Annotated in this window: 10 protein-coding genes and 3 pseudogenes; 5 read left to right on the top strand and 8 right to left on the bottom strand. The window is 68.3% G+C overall.

Annotated features, from left to right (window positions below; genetic code table 11):
* Positions 1-135: 135 nt before the first annotated feature.
* Both ABZO29_RS01490 and ABZO29_RS01485 read right to left on the bottom strand, forming a co-directional pair.
* On the bottom strand, positions 136-3,003 hold the full coding sequence (locus ABZO29_RS01490) for a BTAD domain-containing putative transcriptional regulator (protein WP_367318295.1): 2,868 nt from the start codon (positions 3,001-3,003) through the stop codon (positions 136-138).
* A 10-nt stretch (positions 3,004-3,013) separates the two neighbouring features.
* A complete protein-coding gene (locus ABZO29_RS01485; protein ID WP_367318294.1) occupies positions 3,014-3,325 on the bottom strand; it encodes a hypothetical protein in 312 nt (103 codons plus the stop codon).
* Positions 3,326-3,375: 50 nt separating this feature from the next.
* On the opposite strand from ABZO29_RS01485, the pseudogene ABZO29_RS01480 reads away from it, so the two are divergent.
* Positions 3,376-3,624, top strand: a pseudogene (locus ABZO29_RS01480) (integrase core domain-containing protein); the annotation flags it as partial.
* A 36-nt stretch (positions 3,625-3,660) separates the two neighbouring features.
* On the opposite strand, the gene ABZO29_RS01475 reads toward ABZO29_RS01480, so the two are convergent.
* On the bottom strand, positions 3,661-3,966 hold the full coding sequence (locus ABZO29_RS01475; protein WP_367318293.1) for a hypothetical protein: 306 nt from the start codon (positions 3,964-3,966) through the stop codon (positions 3,661-3,663).
* 168 nt (positions 3,967-4,134) lie between these two features.
* Between ABZO29_RS01475 and ABZO29_RS01470 the strand changes: the two genes are divergently transcribed.
* Complete coding sequence (locus tag ABZO29_RS01470; protein ID WP_367326022.1) at positions 4,135-4,905, top strand: M15 family metallopeptidase; 771 nt, start codon at positions 4,135-4,137, stop codon at positions 4,903-4,905.
* A 481-nt stretch (positions 4,906-5,386) separates the two neighbouring features.
* Here the strand turns inward: ABZO29_RS01470 and ABZO29_RS01465 are convergent, their stop codons facing one another.
* Positions 5,387-6,259 (bottom strand): transposase, encoded by an 873-nt coding sequence (locus ABZO29_RS01465; protein ID WP_367318292.1) that lies wholly within the window; start codon positions 6,257-6,259, stop codon positions 5,387-5,389.
* A 524-nt stretch (positions 6,260-6,783) separates the two neighbouring features.
* Here ABZO29_RS01465 and ABZO29_RS01460 point away from each other — a divergent pair.
* Together ABZO29_RS01460 and ABZO29_RS01455 are read left to right on the top strand one after the other, a co-directional pair.
* Positions 6,784-8,121 carry a hypothetical protein gene (locus ABZO29_RS01460; RefSeq protein ID WP_367318291.1) on the top strand — a complete coding sequence of 446 codons (1,338 nt, stop codon included), beginning with the start codon at positions 6,784-6,786 and terminating at the stop codon, positions 8,119-8,121.
* Positions 8,122-8,520: 399 nt separating this feature from the next.
* Positions 8,521-11,520 carry a BTAD domain-containing putative transcriptional regulator gene (locus tag ABZO29_RS01455; RefSeq protein ID WP_367318290.1) on the top strand — a complete coding sequence of 1,000 codons (3,000 nt, stop codon included), beginning with the start codon at positions 8,521-8,523 and terminating at the stop codon, positions 11,518-11,520.
* A gap of 1,800 nt (positions 11,521-13,320) precedes the next feature.
* Here the strand turns inward: ABZO29_RS01455 and ABZO29_RS01450 are convergent.
* Positions 13,321-14,787, bottom strand: coding sequence for an APC family permease (locus ABZO29_RS01450; RefSeq protein ID WP_367318289.1), 1,467 nt, complete (start codon positions 14,785-14,787; stop codon positions 13,321-13,323).
* 273 nt (positions 14,788-15,060) lie between these two features.
* Between ABZO29_RS01450 and ABZO29_RS01445 the strand changes: the two genes are divergently transcribed.
* A complete protein-coding gene (locus tag ABZO29_RS01445) occupies positions 15,061-16,008 on the top strand; it encodes a hypothetical protein (protein WP_367318288.1) in 948 nt (315 codons plus the stop codon).
* A 372-nt stretch (positions 16,009-16,380) separates the two neighbouring features.
* Here the strand turns inward: ABZO29_RS01445 and ABZO29_RS01440 are convergent.
* From ABZO29_RS01440 to ABZO29_RS01430, 3 genes and pseudogenes are all read right to left on the bottom strand, one after another.
* Positions 16,381-16,776, bottom strand: a pseudogene (locus tag ABZO29_RS01440) (transposase); the annotation flags it as partial.
* 399 nt (positions 16,777-17,175) lie between these two features.
* A pseudogene (locus ABZO29_RS01435) lies at positions 17,176-17,357 on the bottom strand (response regulator transcription factor); the annotation flags it as partial.
* Positions 17,358-18,122: 765 nt separating this feature from the next.
* A complete protein-coding gene (locus ABZO29_RS01430; protein WP_367318287.1) occupies positions 18,123-18,530 on the bottom strand; it encodes a RidA family protein in 408 nt (135 codons plus the stop codon).
* Between the last annotated feature and the right edge of the window lie 83 nt (positions 18,531-18,613).

The following is an 18,613-nucleotide window of genomic DNA, read 5'->3' as shown; positions in this document are numbered from 1 at the left end:
GAGTCCCCGATCGGGGGTGTCCACGAGTGGAGGTGCTCTCGCGGCGACCGCGCAGGGGCGCGCGGCCGGACGTCATGGTCCGGTCGCGGGGGCGGGTTTCGCGCCGCATGCCGGATCTGGCCCTGAGCCGGGCGTTCATTCGTCCAGGCGGCGAAGTTTCTCCCGGATCTTCTCGGCGTCCGGGTGGTGGAACTCCTCGAAGAGCGTGAGCGCCTGCCGCCAGCTGGCGCGAGCCGCCTCCGGCTCGCCGGCGGCATGCAGGACGTCGCCGAGGCTGTCGAGGGTGCTGCCTTCTCCCGACCGGTTGCGCACGTCTCGATGTGCTTCGAGGGCCTGGTGGTAGCGCGCGATCGCGTCGTCATGTCGGTGGAGCCGGTGGTTGACCGTGCCGAAGACGTCGAGTGCGATGCCCTCGACCCAGCGGCCTCCGATGGCGCGCGCGACGGGCAGCGCCTGCTCCAGGCAGCCAATGGCGTCGTCGTACCGGCCGAGCCGCTGGTAGGCGTCGCCCAGGTTGGCCAGGGCGACTCCCTCTCCCCAGGCGCTGCCGTTGATCCGGAAGGCGGCCAGCGCTCGGCGGCTGTATTCGACGGCCTTGTCGAGTTGGCCGGTCTCGAGGTAGACCTTGCCCAGTCTGGCCACAGTCCTGGCCGTGCCGTAAGTGTCCCCGAGTTCCTGGCAGAGGGCTGCAGCCTGCTGGTAGTGGTCGAATGCCTCGCCGGACCGGCCCAGGCCGGTCAGGGCGCTGGCCACGTTCGAGAGGAGCCAGGCCTCACTCTCGCGGTCGCCGGCGCTGCGAGCAGCGGACAGGCCCGCTCGGCTGCTGTCGAGCCAGTCGTGCAGATGGCTGCGGAGGTGGAAGAACCCCTGCAGGGCGGCGGACAGCTGCCACGTCGTGCTCAGCCGCCCGGAGGCGGCGGCCTGGTGCACCGCGGCGACGAGGTTCTGGCGCTCGGTCTCGAACCAGTCCAGGGCCTGCTCGCGCGTCGTGAACACCAGGGGCCGGCAGGAGGAGGGCATCGGTTCGAGAGGCTGCCGCACGACATGTGGAATGAGAAGCGGGGTGGCGCCGTCCGCGGTGTGCAGGTACCAGGCGAGGAGCCGATCGACGGCCCGGTCCCGCTCCCGTGGTGTCTCCTCGGTGAGGACGCGTTCGGCGGCGTAGACGCGCAGCAGATCGTGCAGCGTGTGGCGGCCGGGCCGGTGCTCGGTGAGCAGGTGGGCGCGGGTGAGTTCGACGAGCAGGCCGCGGGTTTCCCTGAGGGGGAGTCCGGCGAGGGCGGCCGCGGCGGGCGTGGAGATGTCCGGGCCGGAGTGCAGGCCCAGCAGGTGGAACAGCCGGGCGGCCGGGGCGGACAGGCCGTGGTACGACCAGGAGAAGACGGCCCGCACGTCGGTACTGAGGTCGCCGCTCGTGAAGGCGTCGAGACTGCCGTGGCTGTCACGCAGTTCGTCGGCGATGGCGCTGAGGGGGAAGCCGGGGTTGGTGGCGGCTCGGGCGGCGACGATGGCCAGCGCAAGAGGCAGCCGGGCGCAGTGCGTGATGACCTCTTCCGCCGCCCGTGGTTCCGCCGCCAGCCGTGCGGCGCCGAGGCGGCGGACGAGGAAGTCGTGTGCCTCGGCGGGCGTCAGCGGGTTCAGCGTCAGCGGAAGCGCTCCGTCGTTGACGACCAGGCCGGTGAGCTGGTTGCGGCTGGTGACGATGACCAGGCAGCCGGGGGAGCCGGGCAGCAGCGGGCGGACCTGGTCGGTGTCGCGGGCGTTGTCGAGGAGGATCAGCATCCGCCGGTGGGCGAGCAGACTGCGGTACAGCGCCGTCTGGGCGTCGATGCCTGCGGGTATCCCCTGCGGGGAGACGCCGAGCGCGTCGAGGAAGATGCGGATGGCTTCCCCGGGCGGCGTGATCGCGCCGGTCGGGTCGAAACCGCGCAGGTTGACGTAGAGCTGTCCGTCGGGGAAGCGGTCGGCGATCTCGTTGGCCCAGTGCACGGCCAGGGTTGTCTTGCCGACCCCGGCCATGCCGCCGATCGCGCTGATGACCACGGTGGCCGGGGTGTCGCCGTCCTTGGGCAGCAGGGCGCGGGTCTGGTCGAGTTCGTCATGTCGGCCTGTGAACGTGGGCAGATCAGCGGGCAGTTGCGCCGGGCGGACCGCGTACACGGTGGGCTGAGGACCCGCGATGTCCGGCGGCGCGTCTGCCCGCTCCCGCGGTGCGGAGGGGGCCAGTGACGCGTCGGCCGCCAGGATGAGGTCGTGCAACTCGCGTAAGGACGCACCGGGTTCGACACCCAGCTCGGCCACCAGGGTGCCGCGTGTCCTGCGGTAGAGCTCCAACGCCTCGGCCTGACGCCCGGAACGGTACAGCGCCAGCATGAGCAGTCGGCACAGCCGCTCCCGAAGCGGATGCTCACCGGTGAGCAGGGTGAGCTCGGCGATCACATCACGGTGGCGCCCCAGCTGGACGTCGAGGTCCAAGCGGTTTTCCAGTGTGGTCAACCGCTCCTCGGCCAACCGGGAACGCTCGGCCTCGGCGAGCGGCCCCGGGAGTCCGGCCAGCGGGGTTCCCTGCCATCCGTCGAGCGCCGCGCGTAGCAGGTCCGCGGCGGAGTACTCCTCGCCCGCGGCGCGCAGCTTCTCCGCCTGGGCGACCCGCCGCTCGAACAGGCCCAGGTCCACGGCGTCGTCGGGGACGCGGGCCAGGTATCCGCCCGCGACCGAGACGACCACGCGCGGGGACTGGGCCGCGTCACGACCGGGCTCCAGTGTCTTGCGCAACCGCGACACGTAGGTGCGCAGGACGGACAAGGCAGCCGTCGGTGGCTCCTCACCCCAGACGGCGTCGACGAGTTCCCCGATCGTGACGGGGCGCCCGCGTCGTAGCAACAGTGCCGTCAGCACCACTTGCTGTTGTGGCGAGCCGAGGTCCAGTTCCTGCTCACCGTGCCATGCCCGCACGGGCCCCAGCACAGCGAAGCGCAGGGATTCTTCGTAGGGGGTGTTCACTCCTGTGACTTTACTGACTGACGGCGGCCTCGATGCCGCCGCCTACCTGGAACACGCAAACCAGGCCGACGACGGTCCCGTTCTCCCTGACCGCCGCCGCCGTCCCTGCGCTGACCCTGCATGCCATGACGCCCAGCACCACCGCAGCGCGAGGCCCGCCCAGCTCGTCCCGCCGGCCTGCCCTGAACTCGTACGCCTCCTGCGCAGCCTCGTTCTGCCGCCCCCCGCCCGCGACCGCGAACACGTCCTGCACTGCACCGCTTGGCGCCGACACCATCAAGCCACCGCCCAGGCATGCCACCAGCGACGACACCGCCTTCACGAACAACCATGATCGGGCCTACAGCTGCCGTGTCAGACATCGGGGCTTCGGCCTCGGTCGGCTCGGTCGCGGACAGCTACGACAACGCGATGGCCGAGGCCCTGAACGGCACCTTCAAGGCCGAGCTGATCGAGATGCAGGGCCCCTGGAAGGACGTCGACCACGTCGAGCGGGCGATCTTCCAGTGGGTCACGTGGTACAACGAAGAACGCCTGCACTCGGTGCTCGACTACATACCGCCCGCCGGGTACGAACGCGACTGGTGGCGACAACAGGAAGCCACCCCGCAGTCCGCCTGAAACAAGACCGCCGGACTCTACGAAACTCGGGGCAGCTCACCTACTCATACGCGTCCGGTGCCGACACCGGAATCCGGTGCACCTCGAAGAAGACGCCCTCCTGCGCACCGTGTGGAGGGACAGTCCTATCTGCCCGGCGAACAGGCGTAACGCGTCCTCCACCCCTAGCTCCTCGCCCTCGGCCGGCGTCATGTTCCCGCCGTGCGTACGCATCGGAGCGATCTCCAACGCAAGGTCCCCCAGCGCGAACTGGCAGCCCATCATCACCCGGACCAGTTCTACCGACCGGTCCACCAGATCATTGAAACGCTCATACGCCACACTGCCGACCGTCTGGACCACGACACACACTGTGTCGCGGCGTGTACCCGCGGCCCGTGACGGTCGACTACCCGACTCGTCACGCACGGCACGGTCTCGGTGAACCGTCCGCGCCGACCACGCGTTCTAGAAGCTGTGACCCACCCACTACAGAGCCATCGTGATCGGCCATCCATAGGAGCACACGGTATTGCGCGCCAACAGCTTCACGAACACCTTGAGGAAAAGGAACAAGGGGCTCGGCAAGACCAGTGCGAAAGTCGCGCCCCCGCGGAGTTCGTTGCCCTAAGTGACGTTGCGCCTTCGATCATTCAAGAAATCCGCTACGCAGGTCACCACAATTTTGTCGGCCGCCCCGTGCGAGGTTACTCGCAGCCGATCTGCGTCCTCACCCGTCCGGCCGCCGAGGCCCTTGGTAGGGCCCAGGAAGCGCTGCTAAAGCGTGGTTACACTTTGAAGATCTACGACGGGTACCGCCCGCAGCGGGCCGTTGACGATTTCCTGGACTGGGTGCGGCGGCCGGCCGACGACCGAATGAGACGGGAATTCTATCCGCGGATCGACAAGTCACGGCTCTTCGCAGACGGTTACATAGCCGAACGCTCGGGACACAGCCGGGGCAGTACGGTCGATGTGACGCTAGTGCGGCTGCCTGCCTGCGAGCAGCGTCCCTACGTTCCCGGGGAACTGTTAACGCCGTCATACGCGCCGCACGGCAGAAGATTTCCCGACAACTCACTAGACATGGGCACAGGGTACGACTGCTTCGACACGCTCGCGCACACCGCCAATCCGCGGATCGCGGCCGAAGCCCGCGCCAATCGGCGCTTCCTGAAACGCACACTGGAACGAGAAGGGCTCATCAACTACGAGAAGGAGTGGTGGCACTTCACTCTCGCCGGCGAACCGTTCCCCGATACTTACTTCGACTTTCCGGTCGCCTCGACCTCATTGCTCTGACACGGCAGCTGTAGTTCCGATCATGGTTGTTCGTGAAGGCGGTGTCGTCGCTGGTGGCATGCCTGGGCGGTGGCTTGATGGTGTCGGCGCCAAGCGGTGCAGTGCAGGACGTGTTCGCGGTCGCGGGCGGGGGGCGGCAGAACGAGGCTGCGCAGGAGGCGTACGAGTTCAGGGCAGGCCGGCGGGACGAGCTGGGCGGGCCTCGCGCTGCGGTGGTGCTGGGCGTCATGGCATGCAGGGTCAGCGCAGGGACGGCGGCGGCGGTCAGGGAGAACAGCGACCAGCGCATCCAGGAGTTCCAGCAGGTGACCTGGCCCTGGTCCAGGCCGGTGAAGCCCTTCGCGAGCTGGAACGTCTCCTCGATCTTCCAACGGCGGCAGATGATCTCCACGAGGGCGCCGAGGGCGACGTCCCCCGGTTGCCCAGCAGCGGAAGTAGGAGGTCTCGCCGGTGTAGCGGTGGCGGCGGGCGACGAGGACACTCATCCCGTCCGGCTGTTGCGCACCGTCCCGGGGTGTCGTCGGCGCGGATGTCCAGCCAGGCCCAGTCGTACTCGCGTCTGCCCTTGGCCCCGTCGCCGGTCTGCCGGCGCATCCACTGCCCGGGGCGGACCTTGTTGAGCACCTGGCGGGCCTGCCAACGGTGGCCGGCTCCGTCGGTCACCGGATGGGTTGCCGGGACGCCGACGGCATAGCCGAGACCCAACTGCCGGACCGTGCTCGTAGTTCGCGGCCGCAGTACACCTCGTCGGCGGCGAACCAGCGAGCAGACACTCCGGCTTCCAGGGCGTCGGCCACCATCCGTGCCGCCTGCTGGGGCTTGGTGGCGAAGTCGATCTCGTCGGGACGCCGACCGCCTCGCGCCGCTCATCGTCGGCCACCCAGTCGGCCGGGAGATACAGGGCCCGATCGATGATCACCCGCATCGTCGGCGTGACCGCCGCCAGATGCACCGCGACCTGGCACGGACCCACACGGCCAAGGGCGCCGGAGTACTGCCGCCCCGCCCCCACACAGCCGGTCGAGGACTTCGCGTCCCCGGTTTCGTCCACCACCAGCACCACGTCCTGACCGGCAAGGTGGTCGATCACCATCCCGGCCACCTCCTCGCGAGCCGGGTCGTGATCGAGACACGCGCGGGAGAGCAGGTGCTGCAGCCGGTGCGGGCCGGGATGCCCGAGCGCCTCCGCCAACGTCCAGCAGTTACGGGTATCCAGCTCCAGCAGCAGCCCGGCGGTCAACTGCCGGGCCGTCTCGCGTGCTTCACGCCGCGCGAAGCAGCGCGCGATCGCGTCCATCGCCGCCCCGAACGCCTTCGCCCACGCCTGCTCGGCTATCGAGGCCTCCACGGCCACCGCGTGTTGATACGTCGCTACAAACGTTCATGATCACGGTGGCCGTACCCATGCCCGTACCCGCCCCACAACTCTCCTGAACAGCGGCGACACCGGAACTACAGCTGCCGTGTCAGAAGGCATGCGCGTCGTCTGGGCCGTCGCCGTGCCTTCGTGTGAACGGCTGGTCCTGCTGTGCATTGTCGGCATGCGATCGCTCCCTGCGGAACGGGTCAACCTGCCGGCCGCGGTGACGTCACGCGGCCGGCAGGGCCGGGCGGCGCCTTGAGACACGGGGGGACCTGGGCGCCGCCGTCGCGTACCACGGCAGAAGCACGCATTCGGTTCACTGCCGTCGCTCTTGCCGGAACCGCTGCCTCGGGGTCTCGTGCCCGGTGGACCCTCGGAGCCGAGGAGTTGAACTGTTTCCCTCCGCTGTCCGTTGCGGTGCGCGGGACTGCCGTCACGTCCGGCCGGTGACCGCTCGAGGCCACGGCGGATCCGCATGAGGCCACGGGGCCTGCGTTGCAAGGAAGGGGATGGGCATGAACCGGGGTGAAGAGGTGGCCAGGCCGACCGCAGGGGACACGCGCCCTCTGTCCGGGGAACCGGCGGGACTGGGCCTGCGGGGGCCGACCGGTGAGGATTACGGGCCGTCCCCCCTGCCTGTGATCATCTCCGGTGACGGCTCCGCCGAGATCGACGGTGTGCCCGTGCCGGTGGTGCCGGGTGAGTCGGTCGACGTCGCCGTCCTCGACACGCTGCACGGCTACGCACGCAGCCGGGACGCCCCCGTGACGGCGGCCATCTCGGATCCTTCCGCGGGTTACGTGGCGATCGTCGAGGTCGCGCCGGACGGCTCCAGCAGGCTTCTGGGGCAGCATCACGAGCAGGAACCGACCGGGCCCGCCGAACCCGGTCGGCGTGACGAACACGCCAAGCCGGCCGGGCCGTTCGAAGCACCCCGGCCCTTCGACGTCGATGAGGACGACGAGGACGAGGTGGCCGCGCTGCCGCAGCCCGCGGGGCCGCGGGTCCCGTCCCCGGCTCTCGGCCCGGACCCCGACCGGGAATCGGGCCGCAGAAAGGGACTGACCCAGTCCGACGACGAGTACGAGGGGCCCGGACTGCTCCACAGGCCCCTGGTCGTCGGGACGGTGGGCGTCGCCGTGGCGGCACTCGTCATCGGCACGCTGGTGGCCCTGGGCACCGGAGGTTCAGGGGACGGGCAGAACCAATCCGCCGGCGCGGGCAACGACGCGGACAAGTCCCCGGCGCACCTTCAGTCCCCGCCTCCACCACCCGCGTCCGGGCTCATGAGCGCATCGCCGTCGGTATCGCCCTCGGCCTCACCCACTTCTTCGGCGCCGGACCCCCCGCCCGTCCTACCGACACCGACACCGGCGTCGACCAGGCCCGCGCAGGAGACCGCAGCGATCGCCGTCTCGAAGCTGGCCGCCAGCGAACCAGGGCGGCACATCTGCTATAGCGCCTACCTCGAGCACGGTGGCTGGCAGAAACCGGTGTGCGACGGCGCCACGGCTGGCGCGGTGACGGGGGACGAGAAGATCAAGTCCCTCAACATCGCGGTTTCCGGCACGAAGGGCACGGCCGCCAATGCCTACCTCCACGAAAAGGGTTGGTGGAAGGCACCCTGGCCCCGCGTGGTCGACGGCATGGACAACTACATCAGCAGCACCCAAAAGAACGCCCCGTACATGCTGGGCTTCGCCATCAACGTCGGCGAGGGCACGGTCTGCCAGAACGCCTACGTCCACACCAAGGGATGGCACGGCCTGGCGTGCGACGAACCCGGCAGCCACATCTTCGGCGGCACTCTCGACAACTCCCTCTGGCTCAAGGCCGTCAGGTTCACGGTGTGAACGACATGAACATGGACGGAACCACTGTGGGCTCAGAGGCGTCCGGTCGGTCCAGGGGACGTTGAGAGACCCGATCCGCCACGTCGCCGTCTGGGTGGACAGGAACTGCACCTTGCGCCTTGTGCCGTTGGGCCGGACCACGGGCCGTTGCCGCCGGTTCCCAACGGCCATTCCAGCGGAGCGCTGGAATCCGTGGGCACGGTGCGCAGGGCGACAGCACGGCGAGCCCGCCGGTGCACCTGTTGCGGATTCGTGCGTTCCGTCACGTTCCCCCGGCTGAGTGAAACGTCAAAAACCCTGTTGACCACGGGTTTCCTCGTATGGCGACGTGCCGACGCGACTGAGGGCGAGCCGGTTCCGGGCTGACACCCGCCCGTGCCGATCGCTAGGGTCCGGACCGTGGAGGCCATAGACCGCCCGGTTGCGCACTCCCTGCGCTTCTCGCTGCTCGGACCGCTGCGGGCCTGGCTCGGTGACGTGGAGCTGGCGCTCGGATCACGCCAACAGCGTGCCGTTCTCGCGCTGTTGCTGATGCGCCGGGGACGGCTGGTGGGCCTCGGTGATCTGGTCGACGGCATATGGGGGACCGATCCTCCCCCCGGGGCGGTCTCGGTGCTGCGCACCTACGTCTCGCGCCTGCGCAAGGTGCTGGAGCCCGACCGGGCCCCGGGGGAACCATCCCGGCTCGTGGTGTCCATCGGGGACGGATACGTCCTGAGGACCGACTCGGTCTCCATCGATCTCGATCAGTTCGAGGAGCACGTGAACCGGGCCGAGCACCGGCGCGCTGCGGGCGACCACCCCGCCGCCGCCCGGCTGCTGCGTGCTGCGTTGGCCCTCTGGCCGGGCACTCCGCTGGCCGGGATCCCCGGGCCGTACGCCGAGGCCGAGCGCACACGCCTGCAGGGGCTGCGGCTGAGCGCCCAGGAGTCCTGGATACGCGCGGAACTCGAACTCGGACACCATACGGATGTGTTGCCGGACTTGATGGCGCTGCGCGAGGCGCACCCGTTGCACGAGGACGTGTGCGAACTGCTGTTGATCGCCCTGTACCGGTGTGGGCGGCAGGCCGAGGCACTGGAGGTCTACGCGAGCACTCGCCGCACTCTCGTCGAGGAACTGGGCATCGAACCGGGCCCGTCGCTGCAGGCCGTGCACGCACGGCTGTTGGCCGGGGACCCGTCCCTCGCCCGGCCGACGAAGCAGGGGCCGGCGGCGGGCACCGGCGCCACGGACGCCTATAGGTCCGGCATCGGCGCCGCTGACATCCACGCTGCCGGTGCCGGGACCGGTCTTCCGGAATCAGGGGTTCAACAGCCCGTGCACCTGGCAAGGACGACGGTGCGTCTCTCCCAACTTCCCTCGGATCTGCCCACGTTCACCGGGCGCCTGGCCGAACTCGAGCGTGTGGCCGAGTTCGTGCCCGACGAGGGGCAGTCACGCACGACAGTGATCACCCTCGACGGGATGGCCGGGGCCGGGAAGAGCACCCTGGCCGTGCACTGGGCCCACCGGATCGCGCACCGCTTCCCCGATGGCAGTCTCTACGTGAACCTGCGCGGATACGACCGGAAGGGCTCCGTGATCGACCCCTCCGACGCGATCACGGCGTTCCTGGTCGCGCTCGGGGTCGCCCAGCACTCCGTCCCGGACGGCCTCGACGCACAGGCCGCTCTCTATCGCAGCGTCCTCGCCGACCGCCGCGCCCTGATCGTGCTGGACAACGCCCGGGACGCCGAACAGGTACGGCCGCTGCTGCCCGGCACTTCGGGCTGTCTGGTCATCGTCACCAGCCGCAGCCGGTTGAGCGGCCTGGTGGCCGGGCAGAGCGCCCATTCGCTCACCCTGAGCCTGCCCACTGCCGGGGAAGCCCGTGAGATGCTGGCCCGGCGGCTGGGCGCCGAGCGGATCGAGGCCGAGCCCGATGCCGTGGACGACATCGTCGGCCTGTGCGCCCGGTTGCCACTGACCCTGGCCATCGTGGCGGCCCGTGCCGCCCACCACCCCGGCTTCAGGCTCGCGGACATCGCTGGGGAACTGCGGGAGAGCCACGGCAGCCTGGACGCGTTCGCCGGCGGCGATGTCGGCACCGACGTCCGGGCCGTCTTCTCCTGGTCCTACGACGCGCTGCGGCCCGAGACGGCGGAACTGTTCCGCAGGCTGTCCCTGCACCCCGGCCCCGACGTCAGCACCGCCGCGGCGGCGGCCCTGGCCGGTGTCCCCCCACGCCGGGCCCGCGCCCTGCTCGCCGAGCTCACCGGGGCCAACCTGCTCACCGAACGGGAGCCCGGCCGCTTCGTCTTCCACGACCTGCTGTGCGCCTACGCCGCCGAACTCGCCAGGACCGAGGACACCGAGAGTGAACGCCGTGAGGCGCTGCTGAGACTGCACGACCACTATCTGCACACGGCCCACAACTGTGCTTCAGTCCTCGACCCTTTCCGCCAGACCCTCTCCCCGCAGCCGGGCACGACGGGCAGCGCGCCCCTTCGGTTCGACGACCGGAAGAACGCGACCTCGTGGCTGCGCACCGAACGGTACGTCCTGCGGGCCATCGTGGAGCACGCCGCCGCCCACGGCTTCGACGACCACGCCTGGCGCACCGCCTATGCCCTGGACGTGTACTTCAACCGTCTCGGCTTCTGGCACGACCTCATGGAGATCAACAGCGTCGCGCTGAGAGCCGCGCGGGCCGTCGGTGACCGGGTCGGCCAGGCGTACGCCCTGTGCGGGCTGGGCGTGGCTCACGCGCAGCTCAGCCACACTGATCAGGCACTGCAGTACCTAGAGGGCGCACTGAAGTTGTTCCAGGAGACCGGCGACGCGCACGGCCAGGCCCACACCCATCGCGCCCTCGCCTACCGTGCCAACAAGACGGGAGCGCACACAACCGCACTCGACCACTACGACCGCGCCCGCGAGCTGTACCAAACCCAGGAGGACCTCAGCGGTGAGGCCGGCGTCCTCAACCAGGTCGCCTGGACGTACATCCTGATGGGCGAGCACGACAGGGCCCTGGAGCACTGCGAGAAGGGCATCGCCCTCTACCGGAAGATCGGCGAGGACTACGGAGAGGCCTCGACGCAGGACACCACGGGCTACGCCCATCACCACCTCGGCCGATACGACGCGGCCATCGAGTGCTTCGACGTGTCGTTGAGGCTGTTCCGGGAGATCGGGGACCGCTATCTCGAGGCCGACGTCCTGCGGCACCTCGGAGCCTCGCACCGGGCCGCAGGCGACCGCGACGCGGCCCGCGCCGCCTGGCGCAGGGCGCTCGTGCTGCTGGAGGAGGCCGCCCATCCGGAGGCCAACGACATGCGCGCGAGCTTGCGCGACTTGGACGCCGAGGACGCCGACGGTCCGGACGGGCGACGGCGGGCCACCGAGTCGGCGTGACCGCCGAAGCCCTGCACCGTCTGCCCTGTGAGCACGCCGTCTCCTGCTGCCGGTGTGCCCCGCGCGCTGTCGGTGGGTGGGCCGGGCGGTGCGGCCAGCCGTTCGCCGCACGTCGTTTCCACGGCCGCATCGCGGACGCGGCCGAAGCGGCCGCCTCGTGCCCCCGGTGCAGTGGATCCGCTGACACGGCGCATGCGGGCGACGAGGGGAGCGCCGGGCGTTGAACCGTTCGTCCCGGCGGCCCGTTGTCCTACACGTCAGCACGTCCGACCATGAAAAGGGGCACCATGGCCGATGCCAACCCGAGTCCCCAGGGCAGCCGGAACCGGCTGACCGCGCCGGGGAAACTGGCGCGAGAGCTGCTCGGGACGGAACGCAGCAGGTGGCAGAGAACGCTGGACCTGTTTCGTCGTTTCAGGGCCTGGTGGCGGCGATCGAGGTCGCGTGGCAAAGACACCTCGTCTGGGTTCGAGACCAGCGGCCCCGGTTCGGTCGTATACGGGTCGGCGCGCGGCGGGTCGACGAAACCCGAGCAGCAGATGCCGTACGCCTCCGATGCCGATGGGTTCGGGACCGGCGGCCCCGATCCGGTCGGACACGGGTGGGCGCGCGGCGGGTCGACGAAACCCGAGCAGCAGATGCCGTACGCCTCCGAGAGGTCGGCGAACAGGGACTCCTCACGCGAGAGGGAGAGGGAAGAGAAGCTCAGCAAGCTTGAATCCCACATCGGTGCCTTTTCGAAGGAGGACCGCGAGGCCTTCGAGGACGCCGTTCTGCGCGAGATCAGGAAAAGTAGCGCTCTGCGGTGGGCGTACGACAAAGGCTTGCTGCCGGTAGCCGGAGATTACGCCGGCAACGCGTACGAGAGGGAACTGCAGAAGTCCGCCGCGCAACAGTCCGACTCAACGACGGGCCCCACCGTTGAGGAGCGCTTTGAACGCGGGGCACAGGAGGAGCAAGGGCCCTTGGGGAAAGATCAGTCGGTGCAGACCGATGGGATTGGACCCACCATGAGGGAGGGGCCGGGCAGTGAGATCGACCCGTCTATGGCCGAAGTCGCCCTGACGGAGAACGGGGCGTCCAACGCGCAAACAGCAACGGGGGGAATGCAGAAAACGGACTCGGCGTCTCACAATGAATTCCTCATGCAGCACCTTGAGCAAGCGCTGGAACGCTCCTATAGGACGGGCCAGTCGGCGCCGTCCACTGAGGCGTCGCCCAGTGTCGGGTCAGAGGGGCGTGGGCGGCCCGAGGCCGGATTGAACGACGCAGCGGCTGCCGCCCAGCTGGATCCGTCAAGCCCGGTGAGTCCCCCGTCCCCGTCCCCTTCGTCCTGGTCAGGCTCGACCGCCTGGACCCCCCCCGCAGAGTTGTCGATCAATGTCCAGGTCCAGGCCGTGGTTCCCGCTGCCCACCCAGGCTCGAGCGACTCACGAGCCAGCTCCTCGGCCAGCCAAAGCCAGGTCTGGAGGCCACCGTCGCAAGGGACGCCCAAGGGCAAAAAGAGATGACGCAGCCTACGGCAGGTATCGAACAGCACGATGACCGAGCATCGTTCCGATTGGTCGAGGACCGAACCCGCACGCTGATCGGGATCTGCGCCCGAACCGCGTGCGGGCCGACCGGGTCCGCAACCGTCTGAAGCACGGCACGCGCGGCGGTCGGCCCCGGGACCCCAATACACAGATCTACAACCAAGGGTCTTTGCGGGTGCCGACCGTGACCGAAGGCCAACGGTCGGCTTCGCCCGTCACGGGCCAGACGGACTCTCCCCGTCGGGGAGCAACCGCCGAACCGTGTTCACGATGCGAGTCGCTCGTACGCGTCCGGCTGTCGCTGTCGCAGCCAAACCGCGCGGGCGCATCCGAAGAGAACCGCTGCTGGGACGACGAGCGGCAAAATGATGTTGACTATCCCAGAGCGTCCGGTGAACAGATCGAGCTGGTCGATGATGAGCCAGGTGACGAAGGCGAGGGCGGCAGCGGCGAGAAGGGGGCAGAACCAAACCTGCCAGGCCGGGAGGCCACGCCTGTTGCGTAGGAAGTAGGCAAACACCGCCACCGAGGCAAGGCATGTCAGAACCGGGAGGCCAATCACCCCTGGCGTGGTGCAGAGAACGAACAAGTCCAGGTACGGATCCAGGTGAGCGACGGCGAAGATCGTCACAACCAGCAGCGTGCAGATCGAAAGCCCGGCACTGGCAGCCCATGGTGACCCGGTACGCTGCTGCACTCTGCCGAACATCGGCGATAGCACGCGGTCACGCCCCATGGCGAAGAGATAGCGCGATGCAGCGTTGTGGAAGGCGAGGATCGCGGCGAACCAGCTGGTGACGACGACAACATTCAACACCTGCGCCGCCCAGATCCCGACGAAGCTGTGTGTGGCAGTGAAGAACATGTTGGTCGGGTCGGCGTTCGCCTGCACCACCGCACCGGCGTCACCGAAGGCCTGGACCACTGCCCAGCAGACGAACGCGTAGAGAAACATCATGACGCTGATCGCCCCGTAGGTTGCCCGACGGATGGTGCGATGACCGTCTCGGACCTCCTCGGCGTACAGTACCGTCGCCTCGAAGCCGGCAAACGCCGTGATCGCGATCGCCATCATCGGTCCCGGCTGTCTTCCGAACACTTCGTGTGGGGAGAATGCCGTGGCCGACAGTCCGTCGGCTCCACCGCTCATCGTCACAACCAGAGCGAGGACCAGCAGAATTGCGATCTCGCACGTGACGACGATGCCCAGCACACGGGCGTTGAGGTCGACGCCCAGAAGCCCGAGCAGCGCCATCGAGGCAACGGCCACGAAGGCCCACAACTCCCACGGTGTGTTCCAGTGCAGTAGGTTCTGTACCGCGTGCTGTGCGAAAACCGCGAACGCGCCAACCGAACCGATTGAAGCCACGGCATAGGACAACACCGCGAGAAAGGCCGCTCCCACCCCCAGTGGCCGCCCCAGTCCTTCCGTGACAAACAGATACAGGCCGCCGACCTTGCGGATATGGCGAGCCATCGCGACATATCCCGCTGAGAAGACAGCGAAGATGGCTCCACAGATCAGAAGCATGCCCGCAGTGCCGATTCCTCCGCGTCCGATCGCCAGGGGAATCGCGCCCACCGAAAATCCCAGCGGTGCCGCGGCTGCGATCACGAAGAAGACCACCTGCCGGGCTGTCAGGACCCCGGATCGCAGCGAAGTCACACCGCTGGGATCCGGATCGCTCCCCGGATCAGTCGTGGTATCAGTGTCCCAGACTCGATTCTCCACTTTCCCTCCACATGGTGACTGTGCTGCGATGGGCAGGATCGGCGCAGGTGACGTTCGGTGACTGCCCCTGGCCCCAGCAAGATCCGCTTGAGCCGCCGGCTGGTGCGGTCCGCGTCCAGCCTCGGGCATGTCGCGCCCTGTAATTCGACGTCGTCGACACCGTCGCGCCGAGCCAGGCGGTGCTTGGCCATCGTTCCGGACACCGGCGGAGGTCACATTAATTGTGAAATGTTGGCGAAGTGTTGGTAGGGGGGAGGCTACTAGCATGCATGCATGCCACTCTTCTCAACCCGCGGGAAAACTCCGCGCCTAGCCCCGGAACTCGACGACGTTGAACTGGGCAGACTCCTGAAGCGTCTGCGTTCCACCAAGAGATCGAGCCCAGCTGGGGCGACGGACATTGCTGTAGCTCAGATAGCTCAGGTTCTGGATCAGGATCCGCAGAACTTCGACCGCAGGACACACCGTCTCTCCGTCCTCGCCGGTTTCCTGTCGGAGTCGCACCTTCCTGCAGCCTGGGTGAAGCGGGAACCGCAAAACGTCAACGCTTTGGTCCTTTACTCCCTGGCCGAACTCGAACACGGCCGCAGCAGTGGAGCTCTGACAGACGGGTCAGCGACGTGGCGCAGATGTCATCTGGCGGCGGATCTCGACCCGCAGAACCCCTCGCCCTGGGTGGCGATGCTGGGCATCGCACGGCTGATGCGTGCACACCGCCGCGAGGTCTTTGCGATCTGGGATGAGATCGTGGCGCGGGATAGGTGGCATCGCGAGGCGCATCTCAGCATGCTGCACTACCTCGGTCCGCAGGAATCAGGTTCCCTCAGCCGAGCAATCGAGTTCGCCGACTCTGAACTTACGCGGATGCCACCGAACGCCCCCTGTGCTGCCGTCGAGCTCGAAGTCCACCTTATGCGGTATCACTCCGCAAAGGCACGCGGTGGAGCGGAGGCTCTTCTTGCGCGCGACCAGTGGGGCAGCCCGCAGACGGCACAGTTTCTGGACCGGGCGCAAGCCACCTGGCCACGTCTGGCGTTTTTCTCTCATGCGGCGGCCGTTTCGGATCTCAACCTTCTCGCCTATGCGCTGACTGCCGCTGGCAGGCTACGAGGAGCCGCACCCGTTTTCGAAGCCGTCGGAGGAAGGGTCACCAGTTGGCCCTGGCGCTGTGAAGGAGATCCACTGACGGTGTTCGAGTCCGCCCGCAACAAGGCTCGCTGATCTCCGCGTCGCGAGACGATGGCGCTTCCTGCTCGACCGCGGAAGTGTGAGTCCGTGGGTGAAGTCGCCCGAGCGATGAGAAGCTGAATGGAACATTCCCAGGTCACGCGCATGCCGACGCGTTCGTTGGCCAGAGCTTGAGGGAAGTCGCCGCTCAGCTGGCGGGAGCGAGGGTGACGTCGTGACCGAGGGCCTTGAGTTGGCGGACCACGTCGCGGGTCCGGCGGGCAGGGTCGATGAGGCGCTGGTGCAGTCGGAGCCGAGGTCTCGGTACGGCATCAGGGTTGTTGATCATGTGCCAGGGCGATCACTCGGAACGGGCGACGGCGGCGAGGGCCTTTGTGCGGCCGCGGCGTAGGTTCGCCGGGTTGTTCAGGCCGCGGCGGCGAGCGGGCGTCCGCCCCAGCGGATGCCCTTCTCGCTGCGGATGCGGGCGCGTTCCTTGCGGTCGGCGGCCAGGACATGGGGGTGGCGGGCGTTAGCGTTGCGTCAGCGCAGGTAGGCGTGCGGGGCAGGGGTCTGCACGGTGTGGTTCGGAGAGTTCGAGTTGGCGATGGTGAACTGCCTCAGCGGTCCGAAGTGCGCTTCGATGGGGTACGCCCAGGAGGCGTAGGTCGGGGTGAAGCACAACTCGTCCTTGTTCTTCTTCGCCCAGCGGCGGATGTCGGCGCCTTCGTGGGCTGACAGGTTGTCCAGGATGACGTAGAGGGTGGCGCGTCGGTGCGGGCGGCTCCGACGGCGGCCTCGCCAAGCACTCTGTCCATGGTCGTATGAGCGCTACGGTGCCCGGTCACCGCCACCTGTAACGCGGACGGCCTCGTCGGCGGCTGAGAAGGGCCGGTCTCTCAGCCGCCGACGAGGGCTACGAGCTTGATGAAGACCAGGTCGGGAGTGGCAGTCGGCTCACGGATCGCCGCCCGCCCCGCGCAGGAGACTGTCCCGAGTGCAAGTGGAACACCGAGTCGTTCGTGTGGAGTTCGGCAATCCGGTCTCGGCAACGGGCCTCCCACCAGCCGTGGAAGCACTGGAACGCGTCACCAGTTCTACCGGTCACGGGCGGGCCTCCAGCTCAGGGAGCAGCGCGCACACCGCATGCAACGTTCCGAGCAGCGGCACGCCACACTCGTCCGGCCGGACGCTCTCGGTGACTCGGACACGAGCTACGGGTCACCGGTCGACAAGGCCCGACCTCCAGGCCCACGCGGCGATCTCGACGCGGTTCCGGGCGGGGAGTTTGGTGTGACGTTGCCGAGGTGGGTCTCGACTGTGCCCACGGAGATGGACAGTTCGGCGGCGATCTCCGCGTTGGTGAGCCCGGTGGCCACCAGCCGCACTACGTCCGTCTCGCGTGCCTACAGCACGGACTGCTGGTGTTCCGGGGGAAGCCGCAGGCGCCGTCGCGCAGGGCTCGGTGGACGTACCCGTCGTCTTCCAGCTCCGAGAGCACGGCCGACCCCGACTTCTGGACGACCAGGCTGTACGACCCCGGTCGGGGCCGCGAACTGGATGGAGCTCCCTCCACAGAGAGGGCTCCAAGATGCTGCATGCCCTGCGCAGCTCTTCCCGGTCCCCCTCGCAGCACTCGTCCCGACCGTCGACCCGCCACACTGAGCGTGTCTCGGGTGGTGGCAGCCGCGCCTTGAGCTGGACGGTGCCTACCTGACGAAGAGCACCGCAGTGGCCGAGGACACGGCGGGTGGCGAGGCAGGCCGTCACGGCCTGCCTCGCCTCGGAGAGAAGACCTCCCATACTTCAGCGGCGACCTCCTAACAGCCGATGAAGTGTCCGGTCTCGTGTGCGGCGGGCTCGCCACCGTTGTCCGGCTCGCCGAGCGGTGCGGTCGGACGGGCCAGGGTCGGTGCGAAGGTCCGCTGACCGGTGCCGGCAACGGTGCCGGATCAGCTGTGGACGCGAAGGCGCTGTCGCTGGTCGCGGGCATTGTCGCGGGCGTGGACAGCATCGACGACCGCGACGTGCTGCGGCACGGCTCGATGGAGAAGGGGTTTGCCGGGGTGCGGGCGCCGCCCACGCCGGGCACCTTCCTACGCGCCTTCACCTGGGTCACTGGGCGCAGTCGTCGGCCACGTCGGCGGCCAGTGCGGGGAGAGTACTGCTCAGTCGATGATCGCGGCGGCTTCCACCTCGACCAGATAGTCGGGCGAGGCCAGCGCTGCGACGCCGATCAGTGTGCCAGGAGCGAGTGGGGTAACCCCGAGCTTCGTGGACGCCCGGGCGACTCCTTCGAGGAACAGGGGCATCTTCTCAGGGGTCCAGTCGACGACGTAGACGGTCAGCTTGGCCACGTCCTCGAAGGAAGCGCCGACCTCGGCCAGGGCGGTGCCGATGTTGAGGTAACTCTGCTCAACCTGTGCGGCGAGATCGCCCTCGCCGACAGTGGCTCCGTCGGCATCGAAGGCGACCTGCCCTGCGATGAAGACCAGCTTCGAGCCAGTTCCAACCGAGACCTGCCGGTATACATCGATCTTCGGAAGTCCTGCCGGGTTCACCAGAGTGATGGCCATAATGAAATTCTCCTTTATCAGGGGGCCCTGTCAGGCCGTGTACAGAACCGAAATGCTTTCGGTCACTTGCAACAAGTGCACAA

This window comes from Streptomyces sp. HUAS ZL42, assembly GCF_040782645.1.
Lineage (GTDB): Bacteria > Actinomycetota > Actinomycetes > Streptomycetales > Streptomycetaceae > Streptomyces.
This window is presented reverse-complemented; position numbering and strand designations above follow the sequence as displayed.